Source organism: Pseudomonas sp. S10E 269, from assembly GCF_002798465.1.
Classification (GTDB): Bacteria; Pseudomonadota; Gammaproteobacteria; order Pseudomonadales; family Pseudomonadaceae; genus Aquipseudomonas; species Aquipseudomonas pergaminensis.
The window spans coordinates 161,017-177,335 of the sequence record NZ_PHIJ01000001.1 but is presented as its reverse complement, the minus strand read 5'-3'; the positions used below and the strand labels follow the sequence as shown (position 1 = coordinate 177,335).

18 protein-coding genes are annotated in these 16,319 nt (G+C 62.5%); 5 read left to right on the top strand and 13 right to left on the bottom strand.

Annotated features, from left to right (window positions below):
* Window positions 1–188: 188 nt before the first annotated feature.
* From CWC48_RS00860 to CWC48_RS00825, 8 genes are read right to left on the bottom strand one after another with little or no spacing between them, the layout of a single operon-like run.
* Window positions 189–1,103, bottom strand: coding sequence for a metal ABC transporter solute-binding protein, Zn/Mn family (locus CWC48_RS00860; protein ID WP_100491155.1), 915 nt, complete (start codon window positions 1,101–1,103; stop codon window positions 189–191).
* Window positions 1,103–2,002, bottom strand: a complete 900-nt coding sequence (locus tag CWC48_RS00855) for a metal ABC transporter permease (RefSeq protein ID WP_010211603.1) — start codon at window positions 2,000–2,002, stop codon at window positions 1,103–1,105. Before CWC48_RS00855 ends, CWC48_RS00860 begins: the two co-directional genes overlap by 1 nt.
* The gene (locus CWC48_RS00850; RefSeq protein WP_099493843.1) at window positions 1,999–2,745 is read right to left on the bottom strand and encodes a metal ABC transporter ATP-binding protein; all 747 of its coding nucleotides are present in this window, start codon (window positions 2,743–2,745) and stop codon (window positions 1,999–2,001) included. Before CWC48_RS00850 ends, CWC48_RS00855 begins: the two co-directional genes overlap by 4 nt.
* A complete protein-coding gene (locus tag CWC48_RS00845) occupies window positions 2,742–3,662 on the bottom strand; it encodes a metal ABC transporter substrate-binding protein (RefSeq protein ID WP_078047702.1) in 921 nt (306 codons plus the stop codon). The genes CWC48_RS00850 and CWC48_RS00845 overlap by 4 nt, the downstream gene beginning before the upstream one ends.
* A 19-nt stretch (window positions 3,663–3,681) precedes the next feature.
* Entirely contained in the window at window positions 3,682–4,242 is a 561-nt protein-coding gene (locus CWC48_RS00840) for a DUF6162 family protein (protein ID WP_100491154.1), read from the bottom strand.
* On the bottom strand, window positions 4,239–4,568 hold the full coding sequence (locus tag CWC48_RS00835) for a hypothetical protein (RefSeq protein WP_078047704.1): 330 nt from the start codon (window positions 4,566–4,568) through the stop codon (window positions 4,239–4,241). The genes CWC48_RS00840 and CWC48_RS00835 overlap by 4 nt, the downstream gene beginning before the upstream one ends.
* On the bottom strand, window positions 4,565–5,101 hold the full coding sequence (locus CWC48_RS00830) for a thiamine pyrophosphate-binding protein (protein WP_078047705.1): 537 nt from the start codon (window positions 5,099–5,101) through the stop codon (window positions 4,565–4,567). The genes CWC48_RS00835 and CWC48_RS00830 overlap by 4 nt, the downstream gene beginning before the upstream one ends.
* Window positions 5,098–6,300, bottom strand: coding sequence for a PepSY domain-containing protein (locus tag CWC48_RS00825; RefSeq protein ID WP_099493842.1), 1,203 nt, complete (start codon window positions 6,298–6,300; stop codon window positions 5,098–5,100). The genes CWC48_RS00830 and CWC48_RS00825 overlap by 4 nt, the downstream gene beginning before the upstream one ends.
* A 289-nt stretch (window positions 6,301–6,589) precedes the next feature.
* Here CWC48_RS00825 and leuC point away from each other — a divergent pair, with 289 nt between their 5' ends.
* Window positions 6,590–8,008: a 3-isopropylmalate dehydratase large subunit gene (leuC, locus tag CWC48_RS00820; RefSeq protein WP_078047707.1), complete on the top strand. Its 1,419-nt coding sequence runs from the start codon at window positions 6,590–6,592 to the stop codon at window positions 8,006–8,008.
* Entirely contained in the window at window positions 8,005–8,619 is a 615-nt protein-coding gene (gene leuD, locus CWC48_RS00815; RefSeq protein WP_100491153.1) for a 3-isopropylmalate dehydratase small subunit, read from the top strand. Before leuC ends, leuD begins: the two co-directional genes overlap by 4 nt.
* Before the next feature lie 124 nt (window positions 8,620–8,743).
* Here the strand turns inward: leuD and CWC48_RS00810 are convergent, their stop codons facing one another.
* The 4 genes from CWC48_RS00810 to CWC48_RS00795 form a co-directional block, all read right to left on the bottom strand.
* Window positions 8,744–9,658: a LysR substrate-binding domain-containing protein gene (locus CWC48_RS00810; protein WP_214498494.1), complete on the bottom strand. Its 915-nt coding sequence runs from the start codon at window positions 9,656–9,658 to the stop codon at window positions 8,744–8,746.
* A 78-nt stretch (window positions 9,659–9,736) separates the two neighbouring features.
* The gene (locus CWC48_RS00805; RefSeq protein WP_100491151.1) at window positions 9,737–11,050 is read right to left on the bottom strand and encodes a dicarboxylate/amino acid:cation symporter; all 1,314 of its coding nucleotides are present in this window, start codon (window positions 11,048–11,050) and stop codon (window positions 9,737–9,739) included.
* 100 nt (window positions 11,051–11,150) lie between these two features.
* Entirely contained in the window at window positions 11,151–12,026 is an 876-nt protein-coding gene (locus CWC48_RS00800; RefSeq protein WP_078047711.1) for an alpha/beta fold hydrolase, read from the bottom strand.
* A 240-nt stretch (window positions 12,027–12,266) separates the two neighbouring features.
* Window positions 12,267–12,728 carry a VOC family protein gene (locus CWC48_RS00795; RefSeq protein ID WP_100491150.1) on the bottom strand — a complete coding sequence of 154 codons (462 nt, stop codon included), beginning with the start codon at window positions 12,726–12,728 and terminating at the stop codon, window positions 12,267–12,269.
* A 228-nt stretch (window positions 12,729–12,956) separates the two neighbouring features.
* Between CWC48_RS00795 and CWC48_RS00790 the strand changes: the two genes are divergently transcribed.
* Genes CWC48_RS00790 through CWC48_RS00780 form a run of 3 tightly spaced genes read left to right on the top strand, consistent with a single transcriptional unit; the run spans window position 12,957 to window position 15,649 of the window.
* Window positions 12,957–14,180, top strand: a complete 1,224-nt coding sequence (locus CWC48_RS00790) for an SfnB family sulfur acquisition oxidoreductase (RefSeq protein ID WP_100491149.1) — start codon at window positions 12,957–12,959, stop codon at window positions 14,178–14,180.
* 3 nt (window positions 14,181–14,183) lie between these two features.
* Window positions 14,184–14,849 (top strand): methionine ABC transporter permease, encoded by a 666-nt coding sequence (locus CWC48_RS00785; RefSeq protein WP_099493837.1) that lies wholly within the window; start codon window positions 14,184–14,186, stop codon window positions 14,847–14,849.
* 29 nt (window positions 14,850–14,878) lie between these two features.
* Window positions 14,879–15,649, top strand: coding sequence for a MetQ/NlpA family ABC transporter substrate-binding protein (locus tag CWC48_RS00780; RefSeq protein WP_100491148.1), 771 nt, complete (start codon window positions 14,879–14,881; stop codon window positions 15,647–15,649).
* A gap of 123 nt (window positions 15,650–15,772) precedes the next feature.
* Here CWC48_RS00780 and soxR read toward each other — a convergent pair whose 3' ends face one another.
* Window positions 15,773–16,222 carry a redox-sensitive transcriptional activator SoxR gene (soxR, locus tag CWC48_RS00775; RefSeq protein ID WP_078047715.1) on the bottom strand — a complete coding sequence of 150 codons (450 nt, stop codon included), beginning with the start codon at window positions 16,220–16,222 and terminating at the stop codon, window positions 15,773–15,775.
* Between the last annotated feature and the right edge of the window lie 97 nt (window positions 16,223–16,319).

The window sequence follows — 16,319 nt, the reverse complement described above, 5'->3', positions numbered from 1 at the left end:
TGGAGAATGGTCGGCAGTGAGACCGCCTTCGCAGGCAAGCCAGCTCCCACATTTGGATTGCGGGGCAGCAGTTGGAGAATGGTCGGCAGTGGGACCGCCTTCGCAGGCAAGCCAGCTTCCACATTTGGATCGCGGGGCAGCAGTTGGGGAATGGTCGGCTGCCAGGCCGACCGGTCTCAGAAACATGGCTACGGCATCAGCGCCTTGATCACCTCGTCCACATTAGTCTCCAACTCTGTCACCGGCTCCGCACCGTCCACATTCAACACCAGCAGTTTCGAGCCCCCGGCGCTCACCGCCTCCTTGACCGCCTCACTCGGCTGACGATGATGCAGCACCACCGCTACCTCATTGTCCTTCAACTCGGCACTGAGTTTCTGCAATGCCTCACGCGTCCAGTCAGCGTCCGGCCGCGCATCGGTACTCAGCACTTCCAGGTTCAAACTGCTGATCAAGTACGCGAAATGATCGCTCAGGCTGACCACGCTCAGGTTATCCACCTTGGCCAGTCGCGCTTCGCTGTCGGCGGTGAGTTTGAGCAGGCGCTGCTTGAGGGCGGCGAGGTTGGCATCGATCTTTGGCTTGGCAGTGGGGGCCAGGCGGCTCAGGTCGGCGGCCAGCACGTCGGCCATGCGCCCCATATTGTTGCTCGACTGCCAGGGCTGGCTATTCAGGCCATCGGTGACTCCCGGCTGCACCGCGATGCCGGGCAAGCCGCCGTCCACCGGGCGTGCGGCGTCGACTTCGACGATGCGGATATTGCTGCGCCGCGCCACCGGGTACAGCGGGTCATCGGCCCACAGCGAACGCAGGCCAATGGCGGCGTCGGCATCCAGCGCCAACTTATTCAGGGCTGGGGCGCCACGGCCGGTGAAGTAGGACACTTGTCGCGAACCGGGCAGATTGGCCGGCGCGGCGCGTTCAAGCTGCACGTCGGTGCCTTTGAGCAGCACTTCAGCCAGGCCGTAGGTGATCGGCAACGAGGCCAGCACTTTGACCGGCTTTGCCGCGTGGGCAGCTGGTTTGGCCGCATCTGCCGCCATCAACGGCGTGGTGAATAAACAGGCGATGGCCAGGGCCAGAGGATGAAGAACGGAACGCATTATCCAAGATTCCCTTTGAGGCTGGGCACGGTGCCGCGCGCGATGGCGGCCAGGGCGAAGGCGATACCGGCGACCAGGATGATGGCGGCACCGGACGGCACGGGCAGGTCGAAGATGATCGGCAGCAGGATCCCGCACAGGGTGCTGACGGTGGCAATCGCGACCGAGACCCAGAAGAAACCCTTGAGCGATTGGCTCAGCAGGCGCGCCGCTGCGGCCGGAATCACCAGCAGCGCACCCACCAGGATCGCGCCGATGACCTTGACCGCCGCGACGGTGATCAGCGTCACCAGAATCACGAACAGGTAGTCCAGGGTCTTCACCGCTACACCGCGTACCGCCGCCAATTGCGGGTTGAAGCTGGCCAGCATGATGCGGTTGTACAGCGGCAGCGCCAGGGCCATCACCAGCGAACCGACCACTGCCAGCACCAGCAGGTCGTTGCCGTTGACCGTCAACACCGAGCCAAACAGCACGTTCTCGAGGATGTGCACGTTGATCTTGCCCGCCAGGATCAGCAGCAGGCTTGCGCCCAGCGCCAGGGACACCGACAGGAACACACCGATCAAGGTGTCCGGCGCCAGGCCGGTGCGGTTGCGCAGGTAGTTGAGCAGGATGCCGAACAGCAGGCAGTAGCCGAACAGGGCGCCGTATGGACCGGTGTAGGGTTCGCCCAGCAGAATGCCCACCGCCACGCCCGTCAGCGCCGCGTGGCCGACCGCTTCGGAGAAAAACGCGAAGCGCTTGACCACCACCAGCGTACCCAGGCCGCCCAGCACCGGGCCGATCAGCAAACCGGCGAGCAGGGCATTGACCACAAAACCGTAGGCCAGCGCCTCCGGCAAATAGCCGGAAGAGGCCCAGCCCTGGACCATCAAGCGAAAGGCTTCATAACTCATTGCGCCGGGCTCCGAGGGTGAGTGGAGAACAGGGTGAGCAGGCGGTCCGGGGTCAACGCCTCTTTAGGCGTAGCGTCGAACAGCACGCGGCGGTTCAGGCCGGTCACACGGTCGGCCAGGCGACCCACCGCTTCCAGGTCATGCTCGATCCACAGCACGGTGATCCCGGCTAGGCGCCAGTCATTGAGCAGTCGTTCGAACACTTGGATGCCCGCTTCGTCGAGGGCCGACATGGGTTCATCCAGTACCAGCAACTGCGGCGCCGGGATCAGTCCCTGGGCCAGCAACACACGCTGGCGCTCACCGCCGGACAGCGCGCCCATGCGCCGCTTGCGTTTGTCTTGCATGCCGACGCGCTCCAGCGCATCGCCAATCGCGCCGGCGTAATGCTTGGACAGGCCCAGAAACGCCGGACGCCGTTGGCACATGGCCGCCATGAAATCATCCACGGTCATCGGCAACCCCCGGTCGAACTCCAGGGCCTGGGGCACATAGCCAATGGTGCCGGGCGTGGCTGGCCAGTGCAGGCTTAACCGTCCCTGATGAGGTGTCTGGCCCAGCAGTGTCTTGATCAGCGAGCTTTTGCCGCCGCCGTTGGGGCCGACCAGTGCGTGAATGCTGCCTGGCTGTACCTGGAAACTGACGTTATCGAGGATCACGGTGCGACCCAGGGTCAGCGATACCCTGTCGAACTCAAGGGTCGGGCCGACGCTGACCGCCTTCAGTTGCTCTGCTGCTGTCATGCCCCCGACTCCTGGATGGCCCGAACCACAGTGTTGAGGTTGCCGGTCATTTCCACTTCGTACTTCTCGGCGCTGTATTCGCCGTAGGAAATGTGCGACAGCGGGTACAGCTTGACCCCGGATTCACGCTGGATGGTGTCGACGTAGGTGGACGGGAAATCCATTTCCGAGAAGATCACCTTCACGTCCAGGGCCCGCAGTTCATCGATGGTTTTCTTCAACTGGCTCGGGCTTGGCTCGATCCCGTGGGCCGGCTCGACCACGGCAGTGACCTCCAGGCCGAATTCGCGCAACAGGTAGTCATAAGCCGCGTGCACGGTGGCCACGCGCAGGTCCGGGTTGGGGGCGCTGGTCAGCTTGGCCAGGGCATCGGCGCGCATCTGGCGCAGGCGCTTGCCGTAGGCGCGGGCGTTTTGGGTGTAGGTCTTGGCGTTGTCCGGGTCGAGTTTGCCCAGTTCGCGGGCGATGTTATTGACCTGGGCAATCGACGCGCTGATCGACAGGAAGGTATGCGGGTTGACCACCTTGCCCGCACCGCGCGCGGCGTTACCGGTGGCGGCCAGCAGCGGCACGTTGGCGTTGGCCTCGATCACCGGGATATCCGGGCGTTCGCTGGTGGCGATCATGCGGTCGGCGAAATCATCATGGCCGACCCCGTTGAGCACGATCACGTCCAGGGTGCCGATGCGCTTGATGTCTTCGGCGCGTGGCTCGTAGGCATGCGGGTTGAAGCCGGCCGGAATCAGCGGCACTACCTCGGCCTTGTCGCCGACGATATTGGCCACATAGCTGTAATAAGGGTGCAGGGTGATGCCGATTCGCAGGCGTTTACTCGCCTCGGCATTGGCGAGCGGGGCGAGCATCAGGCTGAACAGGCCAACCAGCAACAGGCGCAACAGGGGAGATGAAATGGACATGGGCAATCGGTCTTCTCGTTCAGTGACGGTGCTGGCGGGTGACGCCGGCATCGAATTGCGCAACCACTTGCTGCCAGCCGGTTGCGATCAGCGCCTGGTCAGTGAGGTCGGAGGGAGCGGCGAGGTTGGCTTGGCGATTGAGCCAGATATCCGGCTCGGCCCCGTGCACGCGCATCAACAGCGAGCCGCTGGTGGCAGGCGCCTGGCTCAAACCCAGGTAGGCCGAAGGTTCCAGCAACTGCCAACGATGATCACCCCGGCTGACCGAGCTGGCGTCCTGGGCAAATGGCGCGAAACCTTCTTCGGCCAGTTGCGCCGGGCTCGGCAGGGCGCTTTGTTCCTGCTGCAACAGCTGGATTTCATCCAGGGTCACCCGCAGGTCAGCGTAAATGCCTTGCTCGGCGGCGCTCAGGTCGCGACGGGCATCCAATTGGTGGCTGGGTATTGCCGCCACTTCCTGGGATTCACCGTGCAGCGCGATCACCGAACCCGCCACCGCAAGGATGATCAGGCACAACAACAGTACATAGAGGGTTTCGTGGCCGGCACCGGCGGGGCGTACAACCTGTGTGGTACTCATTGCGGCTGGATATCCGCTTGGTCGATTTCCACCACGTGGCCTGGGCCCGCATCAAACAGTACATAGAACTCGGCGGACGGCTTCTTGAAGGTCAGGGTCGAGTCCTCGCCAAGCTTGCCGGGCATCAGGATGGTTTCGTCGTAGCCGATCACGTCCAGGGTCACGCCGGGCGCGCCGCTGCCGTCGGAGAAGCCGCCTTTGCACTGGATCTGCTCGCCGGGGATTTCCTTGCACTCGCACATCGGGTTGTGGGCCAGGGCAAGAGTACTGAAGCCGGCGCTCAGCAACAGAACGCCGCAGGCACGGGTCAGGCGCATCAAAGTCATGGTTTAACTCCTTGCTTGTTCAGCCAGGCAATAGTGGCAGGCGAGGCCTGGCTCAACGGGATGGAACCCTGGTGCATGCTGCCGTCCCAGCCTTCCATGGTGACCCACAGTTCGGCATCGGCTGGCGTGCGTTCCGGGATCGGCAGGCCGGCGCCCATGCGGTATGGGGTGCCGAAGAAGATCACTCCGGCGGCGCGCAGGCTGCGAGGCTTGCCGATACGCAGGTAGGTGGCCTTGACCTGGTTGGCGCAGGTGTCGCACAGGGCGGCATTGAAAAACTTCATCGGGCCGGCCGGGTCCGGGCGCGGGCCTTCATTGCGAAACTCCGCGAGGGTCAGGCTCCAGGGGCCTACCTGCACTTCACCGGCCACGCGCTCGCCGATGCCGGTGTCACCGCGAAACAACGCGGCGTCGGCGAAGTACTTGGGCATGAAGCCCAGGGGCACCAGCAACAGCAGCACATTGATATGAAAGCGCCACTTCAGCCAGAAGGCCCGCAGTGGCGATGGCGGTACGGCAGCGACCTTGCTCATGAGTTGGCCTCCGAAGTTTCAGCCTGCAAGGCCGGGATGGACGCCGGCTGTTTTTGGGTCTTGGCTTCGCGCTTGAGGGCATTGAGGGTCGCCAGGGCGGTGCGCTTGGTCCAGATCAACAGGCCGCTCAATACCATCATGCTCATGATCAGGCCGAAGAATGCCCAGATCAGCTTGATCCATATCCCGCCAAAGTCGCCGGTGTGCAGGGGGCGCATGGACTCGGTGACGAACTCCAGCTTCGAGCGGTCGGACAGCAAGTGCGCCGCAGCGACTTCACCGTCATAGGGGTTGATCTGCGCGGTCTGGAACATCAGCGGGTACCAGCCCCGGCCGCCGATCTGCAGGTGGCTGTAGGCGTTGAGCGGCAGGCTGACGAAACTCGCCTCCAGGCCGGGGATGCGCTGAGTGGCGATCTTGATTGCCTCATCTACCGGAATCATCGGGGCCGGCACGCCGGGCGCCGACATCGGCACCTTCTCACGCGCAATCACCGGGATGACCGGTTCGGTGGAAATCGAAATCTGGTTGTCGCCCAGGATCGCCCGGATCAGGAACCAGATGCCGGTGACCGAGATCACCGCGATGAACCAGATCGACCAGATCCCGCTCAAGCGGTGGAAGTCGCCCCAGAAAATCCGTGCGCCGTGGCGGATACGCAGGGTCGGCCGCAGGAAGCCCTTCCAGAAACGCTTGTACACCACCAGCCCGGTGACCAGCGACGCCAGCAGCGGGATGCCGAGTGCCGACACCAGGTACCAGCCCCAGCTGTAGCCATTGGTGAATGGCACCAGCCACCAGCCGTGCAGGGCGCGGGTGAATTGCTGGAAGTTGAAGGACGGGCTGATGCCCTGGATCGCACCGGTATAGGGATTGACGTAGACCTCTACCGAGCGCCCGTCGGGGTAGCTGAGGTCGACGCTGAGGGCGAAATGGGATTCGTCGGGGCGGCTGATCGACTGGACGAACACCTGCGGTTCATCGCGCTTGATCGCGGCGATCACCTGGTCATAGCTCAGCGGTTCGGCATCATCCGTCGGCTTGCTCGCGCGGATATCCGGGTTGGCCAGCCAGACGATCTCCTGGCTGACCACCGCCAGGGTGCCAGTGACGCAGACGATCAGTACAAAGAACCAGATGGGCAATGCCAGCCAGCTATGTACGAGAAACCAGAGTTTGGAGCGTGACTTCTTCGACATGTGAATGAGGGTCTTGATCGGAGGGGGGCAGTGGAGGCCCGGAAAAGGCCAGTCGTAGCTTTTGCTGACGCGACAGGCTGTATCTAAATTAAGACGGATGAGAATGAGAAATCCCTAACCCGGATATGAAAGAAAATGTTTCAGGTTCACATTCAGGGCGTTTTAACGCCTCGATCGAACACGAAACATGTTCCCAGCCATCACCCTGGCGCCATTGATGGGGCGGTGGGGCTGCGTAGGATGAGTTCATGCCGTTGAGTGAGCGCCTACAAAAGTGAGCCCAGGAAAAATGACTGCCAGAACCCTCTACGACAAACACATCGATTCCCACACGGTGTGCCCCCTGGATGACCAGGGCCATGTCCTGCTTTATATAGACCGCCAGGTGATCAACGAATACACCAGCCCCCAGGCCTTCAGCGGCCTGCGCGAAGCCGGGCGCAATGTATGGCGCCCCGGCACGGCATTGGCCGTGGTCGACCATGTGAACCCCACCACGCCCAAGCGCATCGCAGCGATGCCGGATGCCGGCGGGGCGCGGCAGGTGTCCTACCTGGCCGAGAACTGCCGGGACTTCGGCATCGAACTGCTGGACATCCTCGACAAGCGCCAAGGCATCGAGCACGTGATCGCCCCGGAACAGGGATTTATCCTGCCGGGCATGGTGATTGCCGCCGGTGACAGCCACACCACCACCTACGGTGCCCTGGGTGCCTTCGGGTTTGGCATCGGTACCTCGGAAATCGAACACCTGCTGGCCTCCCAGACCCTGGTCTACAAGCGCCTGAAGACAATGCGCGTGAGCGTCGACGGCGAACTGGCGCCGGGCCTGACGTCCAAGGACGTGATCATGGCGCTGATCGGCAAGATCGGCGCCTCGGGTGCCACTGGCTACGCCATTGAGTTTCGCGGCGCGACCATCGATGCGTTGAGCGTCGAGGCACGCATGACCATCTGCAACATGGCGGTGGAAGCCGGTGCGCGTGGCGCGTTCATGGCGCCCGATGAAAAAGTCTTCGCCTACCTCAAGGGCAAGCCGCGTGCGCCGCAAGGCGAGTTGTGGGACCAGGCGCTGGCGGGCTGGCGCTTGCTGCACTCGGATGCCGACGCGGTGTTCGACCAGGAGGTGCAACTCGATGCCACTACCCTGGAGCCCATGGTCACCTGGGGTACCAGCCCCGACCAGGCCGCGCCCATCGGCGCCCGCGTGCCCGACCCGCAGGACGTCAGTGACCTGATCCTGCGCCAGGACATGCGCCGCGCCCTCAACTACATGGGCCTGCAAGCCGGCATGCCGCTGAGCGATATCGTCATCAGCCATGCATTCATCGGCTCCTGCACCAATGCCCGCATCGAGGACCTGCGCGACGCCGCCAGTGTGGTGCGCGGCAAGCACGTGGCCGAGCACGTACGGGCGATGATCGTGCCGGGCTCCACCGAAGTGCGTGACCAGGCTGAAGCCGAAGGGTTGGCCGCGATTTTTATCGACGCCGGCTTTGAATGGCGCCAGTCCGGCTGCTCGATGTGCCTGGCGATGAATGATGACGTGCTGGCCCCCGGCGACCGCTGCGCCTCCAGCACCAACCGCAACTTCGAAGGCCGCCAGGGCGCGGGCGCACGCACCCATTTGATGAGCCCGGCGATGGTCGCCGCCGCCGCCATTACTGGCCGCCTCACTGATATCCGCCACTTTGGAGCGCGCCCATGAGCCTGCAACCGTTCACCCTGGTCACCGGCAAGGCCGCGCCGATGCTGGCGGCCAATATCGACACCGACGTCATCATGCCCAAGCAGTTCCTCAAGGGCATCGACCGCAGCGGCCTGGACCGTGGGCTGTTCTTCGACTTGCGCTTCTTGCCCTCCGGCGAGCCAAACCTTGAGTTTGTGCTGAACCAGCCGGCCTGGCAGGGCGCAAGTTTCATGGTGGTAGGGCAGAACTTCGGCTGCGGCTCCAGCCGTGAACACGCGGTGTGGGGGTTGAAACAGATGGGCATCCGCGCCTTGATCGGCAGCAGCTTTGCCGGGATTTTCTATGACAACTGCCAGCGCAACGGGGTGTTGTTGATTACCCTGGACGAGGCGCTGCTGCAAACGTTGGGCAAGACCGTCAGCCAGGCAGACCAGGCGCAGATCAGTGTCGACCTTGAAGCCCAGCAGATTCGCCTGGCGAACGGCGAGGTGATCGGGTTCCAGATTGATACGTTGCGCAAGACGGCGTTGCTGCTTGGCCTGGACGCCATCGGCAGTACCTTGCAGCGCAGTGACGAGATCAAGGCCTTCGAACGCCAGCACCTGGCAGCCAATCCCTGGCTTAACTGACACACCTCAATCCCAATGTGGGAGCTGGCTTGCCTGCGATGGCGGACTGTCAGTTGATGCATCTGTAGCTGACCCACCGCTATCGCAGGCAAGCCAGCTCCCACAGTTGATCGGGTCTACACATCTAAATCGACAACCCTTTGAAATGCTCCTGCAAGAACTCCACGCAGGCGCGCAGCTTCCCGGAATACGCCAACCGTGTCGGGTACACCGCCCACACGTTGGCGCTCTGGGTGTAACCGTGCAGTACCTGCACCAGCTTGCCTTGTTCCAGCAGCGGCTTCACATCCCACATCGAGCGCAGCAACACCCCGCGCCCATCCAGTGCCCACTGCAACACAATCTCGCCATTGTTCGATGACAGCGGCCCACGCACGCGCACGCTTTCCTGGGCGCCGTCGCGTTCCAGGTTCCAGATGCCAAACGCGTTATCGCGCTCCTTGAGCACCAGGCAGTCATGCTGTTCCAGGTCGCTTAACTGTTGCGGTGTGCCACGGCGCTGCAGATAAGCCGGGGCGGCGCACAGTACGCGGCGGTTGCTCACCAGCCGGCGGCCAATGTGTTGGCCGGGGATGTCATCGCCCACGCGGATCTCCAGGTCGAAGCCTTCGCTGACGATGTCCACCACGCGGTCGAACAGGTCCAGGCGGATTTCCAGGTCCGGGTATTGTTCTGCCAGCAGCGACAGGGCCGGGGCCACATGGTTGCGGCCAAAGCCGAAACTGCTGCACAAATGCAGGCGCCCACGGGGGCTGTCGTGGGCTTCGGAGAGTTCATCGGAGAGTTGCTGGAAGTCTTCCAGGATGCGCACGGCCCAGCGCTGTACTCGCTCGCCGTCTTCGGTCAGGGCGATGCGCCGGCTGGTGCGGTGCAGCAAGCGGGTGGCCAGGGTGGTCTCGAGGATCTGGATGCGCTTGCTGACATACGCGGGCGACAGCCCGAGCTCATCGGCTGCCGCTGCGAAGCCGGCCTTGCGGATCACGGTCAGGAACACCCGCAGGTCTTCGGGTAGGGGCACGGTATCTTTCTTGTTAGTCATCAGAAACAGGCGTGGCGGCATGAGCCGCCAGAATAGCACCGCTTGGGCGCGCCTTCCGGCACGCCCGGGTGTTGTCGCTTACTCGGCGGCCACCTTGGCCTGGGCCGCAGCCTCGGCAGCCCGAGCATGTCGGCCGCGCTTGAGCGCGATGGGGGCCATTTTTTCGCGGTCCAGCTCACCTTCCCAGGCGGCCACAACCAGGGCAGCCACGGCGTTGCCGATGATATTGGTCAACGAGCGGCATTCGGCCATGAAGCGATCGACGCCGAGGATCAACACCATCGCCGCCACCGGCACCGTCGGCACTACCGCCAGGCTGGCAGCCAGCGCCACGAAGCCCGCACCGACCACCGCCCCTGCGCCCTTGGAGGTCAGCATGGCCACCGCCAACAGGGTCAACTGCTGCTCCAGTGGCAAGTGGATATTGGTGGCCTGGGCCAGGAACAGCACCGCCAGGGTCATATAGATGTTGGTGCCGTCGAGGTTGAAGGTGTAGCCGGTCGGCACCACGATGCCCACCACGCCCTTGGAGGCGCCCAGGCTTTCGAGTTTCTGGATCAGTTGCGGCAATGCCGACTCCGACGAGCTGGTACCGAGCACGATCAACAGCTCCGACTTGATGTAGCCCATCAACTTGAAAATGCTGAACCCGGCGTTGCGGGCGATGCTGCCCAGCACCACGGCAATAAAGAAAAACGCCGTGACATAGAAGGTGCCCACCAGTTTCAGCAGAGGCAGCAACGAACCGACACCGTATTTACCGATGGTGAAGGCGATCGCACCAAAAGCACCGATCGGTGCGACTCGGCTGATGATGCCGACGATGCGGAAGAACACTTCGCTGGCCTGATTGATCACGCCCACCAGTGGCCGGGCCTTTTCACCGACCATCACCAGGCCCACGCCAAACAGCACGGAGACGAACAGCACCGGCAGGATTTCACCCTTGGAAAACGCATCGAAGAACGTTGCGGGGATCACATGCAGCAGGAACCCGGTGACGCCTTCGCCATGTTCGGCCTGGCCGACAAAACCGGCGATGGCCGAACTGTCGAGGGTTTTCACATCGATATTGAAGCCTACGCCCGGCTGCAGCAGGTGCGCGGCGAGAATGCCGATCAACAGGGCGATGGTCGAGACCACCTCGAAGTACAGCAGCACCTTGCCGCCGACCCGGCCCACCTGTTTCACGTCGTGCATGCTGGTGATGCCGGAGACCACCGTGCAGAAGATAATCGGGCCGATGATCATCTTGATCAGCTTGATAAAGCCATCGCCGAGGGGCTTGAGGTCGATGCCGATCTGCGGCCATTGATGGCCGATCAACACGCCCAGCGCGATCGCGATGAGCACCTGGATATACAGGGTTCCCAGCAGTTTTCTGATTGTCATTGTTATTATCTCGGTACGTTTCTTGGGGCAAAGCGAACCCGTCGCAGGCCATTGGCAGCCTGCAAGGCGGGTGGGTCAGGTCACGGGGTTACTGAGTGGTTCAGCGAAGGAAGCTCAGGACTTCGCCCAGCAGCAACTCGGGGGCTTCTTCGGCGATGTAATGGCCGGCCGGCAGGGCCTTGCCGCGCACGTCGGTGGCGACTTTCTGCCATTCCTTGAGCGGCTCGAAACAGCGGCCGACCGTGCCTTCGGCACCCCACATCACCAGCAACGGCAGGTTCAGGTGGTGACCGGCGTCGATGTCCGCCTGGTCGTGCTCAAGGTCGATACCGGCGGCAGCACGGTAGTCCTCACAGATGCCGGTGGCGGCACCCGGCAGTTGCAGGCAGCGCAGGTACTCGGCGAAGGCTTCATCGGTAAACGGCTTGAGCCCGGCGCTGCGACTGCCCATTACGCTGCGCAGGTACAGCGCCGGGTTGCTTTCGATCAAGGCTTCGGGCAACGGCGCCGGGCGGATCAGGAAGAACCAGTGCCAGTAAGCGCGGGCGAAGGCTTCGTCGGTCTGTGCATACATCGACAGGGTAGGGGCGATGTCCAGCAGCACCATGCGCTGCACGGCGGTGGGATGGTCCAGGGCCAAGCGATGGGCAACGCGGGCGCCACGGTCGTGGGCCAGCACCGAGAACTGTGCGAAGCCCAAGGCCTTCATCAGCTCGACGCCGTCCCGGGCCATTTCGCGTTTCGAATAGTTGGAGTGGTCGTCACTCGCCGGCGGCTTACTGCTGTCGCCATAGCCGCGCAGGTCGGCGGCCACCACGGTGAAGTGTTCAGCCAGTTGTTCGGCGACTTTGTGCCAGATGACGTGGGTTTGCGGGTGCCCGTGCAACAGGAGCAGACCGGGACCTGTGCCGCCTTTGCGGTAGCTGATGTCCACGCCGTTGACGTGGCACTGGTCTTTTTGGAATCCGGCGAACATGGAATGACTCCTTGTGATGAGTGCTTGCATCCTGGAATCACGCGGCGTTCGGGGCAAGGGCAAAAACGTGGAGGGGTTGTTCATGAAGTGTGTAGGAGCGTGGATCTCCTGATCATCGAAAATCCAGTGTGGGAGCGGGCTTGCTCGCGAATGCGGTGGATCAGCCAGTGCATCCAGAACTGGCACACCGCATTCGCGAGCAAGCCCGCTCCCACATTTGATGTGTATGGCTCTGTAGATTCAGGCTTGCTTGAACATCTCCATCGCGCGCTGGCGAATCTGCGCTTCAGTCAGGTCTTCCTTGTGGGTGGCCAGGAACCACACATGGCCGAATGGATCCTTCAGCGTGCCGGAGCGATCGCCGTAGAACTGGTCCTTGGGTTCGGAGATCGGTGTGCCACCGGCTGCGATGGCTTGTTTGTATTGCGCGTCGACGTCATTGACATACACATGTAAACCGACGCTGGTGTGGCCATCACGCGGGCTGCCAAACGCACTTTCATCGCAGGGTGAACCCAGCATGATCGGCGAGTCACCGATGTGCAGCTCGGCGTGGCCGACTCTACCGTCGGGCATGTCCAGGCGCATGGCTTCAATGGCGCCAAAGGCTTTCTTGTAGAACTCGATGGCTTCGGCAGCTTTTTCGACGCCCAGGTAGGGCGTGACACTGTGGAAACCCTCGGGAATGGGTTTAACGCTCATTTCGTTCTCCTTGGGTTGTTGTGGTTGTGGAGGCACGGCCTTTTCACTATAGGCCACGTATGGCGTGGCCTGCGGGCAACCGACGAGGTGTTTGCCAGGCAACAGCGAACAGGCAGATTGCTGCGCCATAAGCGGGCCAGGGCGTGTTTTTACCGGCAAACTGCCGGTTTCCGGGCCCGGCACAGAAGCTGCAATCCCTCTGGCAAACCATTCGCCCGAGAGCGTTGTATGTCTGTACTGCCTGTGTCTGCCGATTACCCGATCCACACGCCCCATGCCGCATTGATTCGCGATGCAGCCGAGGCGATTGCCGTCGCCCACCGCGTCGCCGCCGTGCTCCTGGAACAGGACGCCGAGCGCGACCGCACTCGCCAGGTGCCCGCCGAGGTGGTGGACCTGTATTCCAACAGCGGCCTGTGGGGCATCAGCGTGCCGCGCGAGTTTGGCGGCGCGCAGGTGTCTTACGCGGTGCTGGCCCAGGTGATCGCGATTATTTCGGCGGCCGACCCGTCCCTGGGGCAGATCCCGCAGAACCACTACTGTTTGCTGGAGGACATCCGCCTGCAGGGTACACCCGAGCAGCAGGCGCATTTCTTCGGCCTGGCGCTGCAAGGTTATCGGTTTGCCAATGCACTGTCGGAAACTGGCGGCAAGAACGTGCAGGACATCCAGGCCACTATTCGCCGCGAAGGCGACGGCTATGTGATCAACGGGCGCAAGGGCTACTGCACCGGATCGTTGTACGCCCATTGGCTGGCAGTGCTGGCGCTGGATGAACAGCAGAACGCGCAGTTGGCCTTCGTTCCGCGCGGCACTGCCGGGCTGGTGGTGGTCGATGATTGGGACAGCATGGGCCAGCGCACCACTTCCAGCGGGACGGTGCTGGCACAGGATCTGCGGGTGCCGGCGTTCAATCTGTTTCCCACACATAAATCCTACGATTCGCCGACGCTTGCCGGCCCTTTCGCACAGCTGACCACCGCCGCCATCGACGCCGGCATCGCCCGTGCCGCTTTGCGCGACACGGTGGCGTTCGTGCAGCAATTCGCTCGCCCATGGATTGATGCCGGCGTGGAGAAGGCTAGTCAGGATCCGCTGACCATCATCCAGGTGGGCGCCCTGGACATTCGCCTCGAAGCCGCCGAAGCGCTGCTGGACCGCGCCGGCCTGGCCCTCGACGCCGCTCGCCCGGCACCGAATGAAGAGAATGTTGCCCAGGCCTCCCTGGCCGTCGCCCGCGCCAAAGTGCTCACCACCGAAATCGCCATCGAAGCCAGCAACAAACTGTTCGAACTGGGCGGCACTCGCTCGACCTTGAAAAAGCACAACTTCGACCGCCACTGGCGCAACGCACGGGTGCACACCCTGCACGACCCGGTGCGCTGGAAATACCACGTGGTGGGCAACTGGTTGCTCAATGGCGCCAAACCACCGCGCCACGATTGGTCGTGATGCATGGCCGAACTGTTCAAGAACATCTACTGGGCCGACATCGGCCAAGCCTGCCTGGAAACCCTGAGCATGCTCGTGGCTGCACTGGGCTTTACCGTGCTGCTGGGGTTGCCGCTGGGCGTGCTGTTGTTTCTCACCGGCAAGCGCCAGTTGCATGAGGCGCTGGTGGTGTATCGGTTGCTGTCAGTGGTGGTCAACGTGCTGCGTTCGCTGCCGTTCATCATCCTGCTGATTGTGTTGATCCCGCTGACCACCTTGCTGGTGGGCACGTCCCTTGGCGTGCCGGGCACCATTCCGCCGCTGGTGGTGGGCTGTACGCCGTTCTTTGCGCGGCTGGTGGAAACCGCGCTGCGTGAAGTGGATCGCGGTGTCGTCGAGGCCACCCAATCCATGGGCGCCAGTACCTGGCAGGTGATCCGCCACACGCTACTGCCGGAGGCTCGCGGTGGGCTGCTGGCGGCAGTGACCGTGACCGCGATTGTGCTGGTGGACTACACCGCCATGGCCGGCGTGATCGGTGGCGGCGGCCTGGGTGACTTGGCGATTCGCTACGGCTACCAGCGGTTCCAGACCGATGTGATGGTGGTCACCGTGGTGTTGCTGTTGGTGCTGGTGCAGGCCCTGCAAATGACCGGTGACCGTTTGGTGGCGCGTTACAGCCGCCGTTGATTCCTATAACAACTGCCTTCGGAGCATGTATGAAAAAGTCCCTGGCCATTTTGGCTGCTGTCCTGTCGTTGAATGCCTTTGCCAATGAAAAGCTGGTGGTGGGCGCTACGCCTGTGCCCCACGCGGAAATCCTCGAGTTCGTCAAACCGGTGCTGGCCAAGGAGGGCGTAGACCTGCAGATCAAGGTCTTCACCGACTTTATCCAGCCCAACCAGCAATTGGCGCTGAAGAATATCGACGCCAACTACTACCAGTACCGCCCATTCCTCGATGACTACAACAAGACCCGTCACACCGACCTGGTGCCGGTGGTGGGTGTGCATATCGAGCCGTTTGGTGCGTATTCGACGCGGATCAAGAACATCTCGGAGCTTAAGGATGGCGCCACCGTGTCGATCCCCAATGACCCGGTCAACACCGGCCGTGCCTTGGTGCTGCTGGATGAAGCCGGCCTGATCAAGCTCAAGGACCCGAGCAACACCCTGAGCACCCCGCGCGATATCGTGGAAAACCCCAAGCACCTGAAAATTCGTGAGCTGGAAGGCGCCTTGCTGGCCCGCTCGGTGAGCCAGGTGGACCTGGCGTTTGTGTTTGCCAACTACGCGCTGGAGGCGGGGATCGATACCAACAGTGCGTTGATTGTGGAGAAGGGTAAATCCTTGTACATCGAGTATTTGGTGGCGCGGCCGGACAACATCAACGACCCGCGTATCCAGAAGCTGGCGAAGGCGTTGAATTCCGATGAGGTGCGCCAGTTCATCCTGACCCGTTACAAAGGCCAGATCGCCCCTGGGTTCTGAGTCCAACACCGATCAACTGTGGGAGCTGGCTTGCCTGCGAAAGCGGTGGGTCAGCTTGCACATCTGCTACTGATACACCGCTTTCGCAGGCAAGCCAGCTCCCACCTTGATTGGATTGTCACTTCAGGATTTGGGGGTGGGCTCCAACAACTGTGCACCTGGCCCGCACTCGCCGAGCTTGTCATCCTGATTACGCAACGGACACGCCTCCATCGACAGGCACCCGCACCCAATACAGCCATTGAGCTTGTCCCGCAGCAGCATCAGTTTATTGATGCGCTCATCCAGGTCTTCCCGCCACAGCGCGGACAAACGATCCCAATCCTGCGCCGTGGGCGTACGCCCATCCGGCAAGGCCTGCAACGCCTCGCCGATCGTTGCCAGTGGTATGCCCAAACGCTGGGCGATCTTGATCACCACCACGCGCCGCAGCACATCCCGCGGATAGCGCCGCTGGTTGCCGGCATTGCGGTTGCTCTTGATCAGCCCCTTGGCTTCATAGAAATGCAGGGCCGTGACCGCGACGCCACTGCGGGCGGCGAGTTGGCCGACGGTGAGTTCCTTGTTGAGCATGAAAAAACTCCCAAACAGCGCTTGACCTTGACTTAACTAGAGGTTTTACCCTGCGTGGCATCGAATCGCAAGATTCTGCCTACAGAGAAAGGGGAGT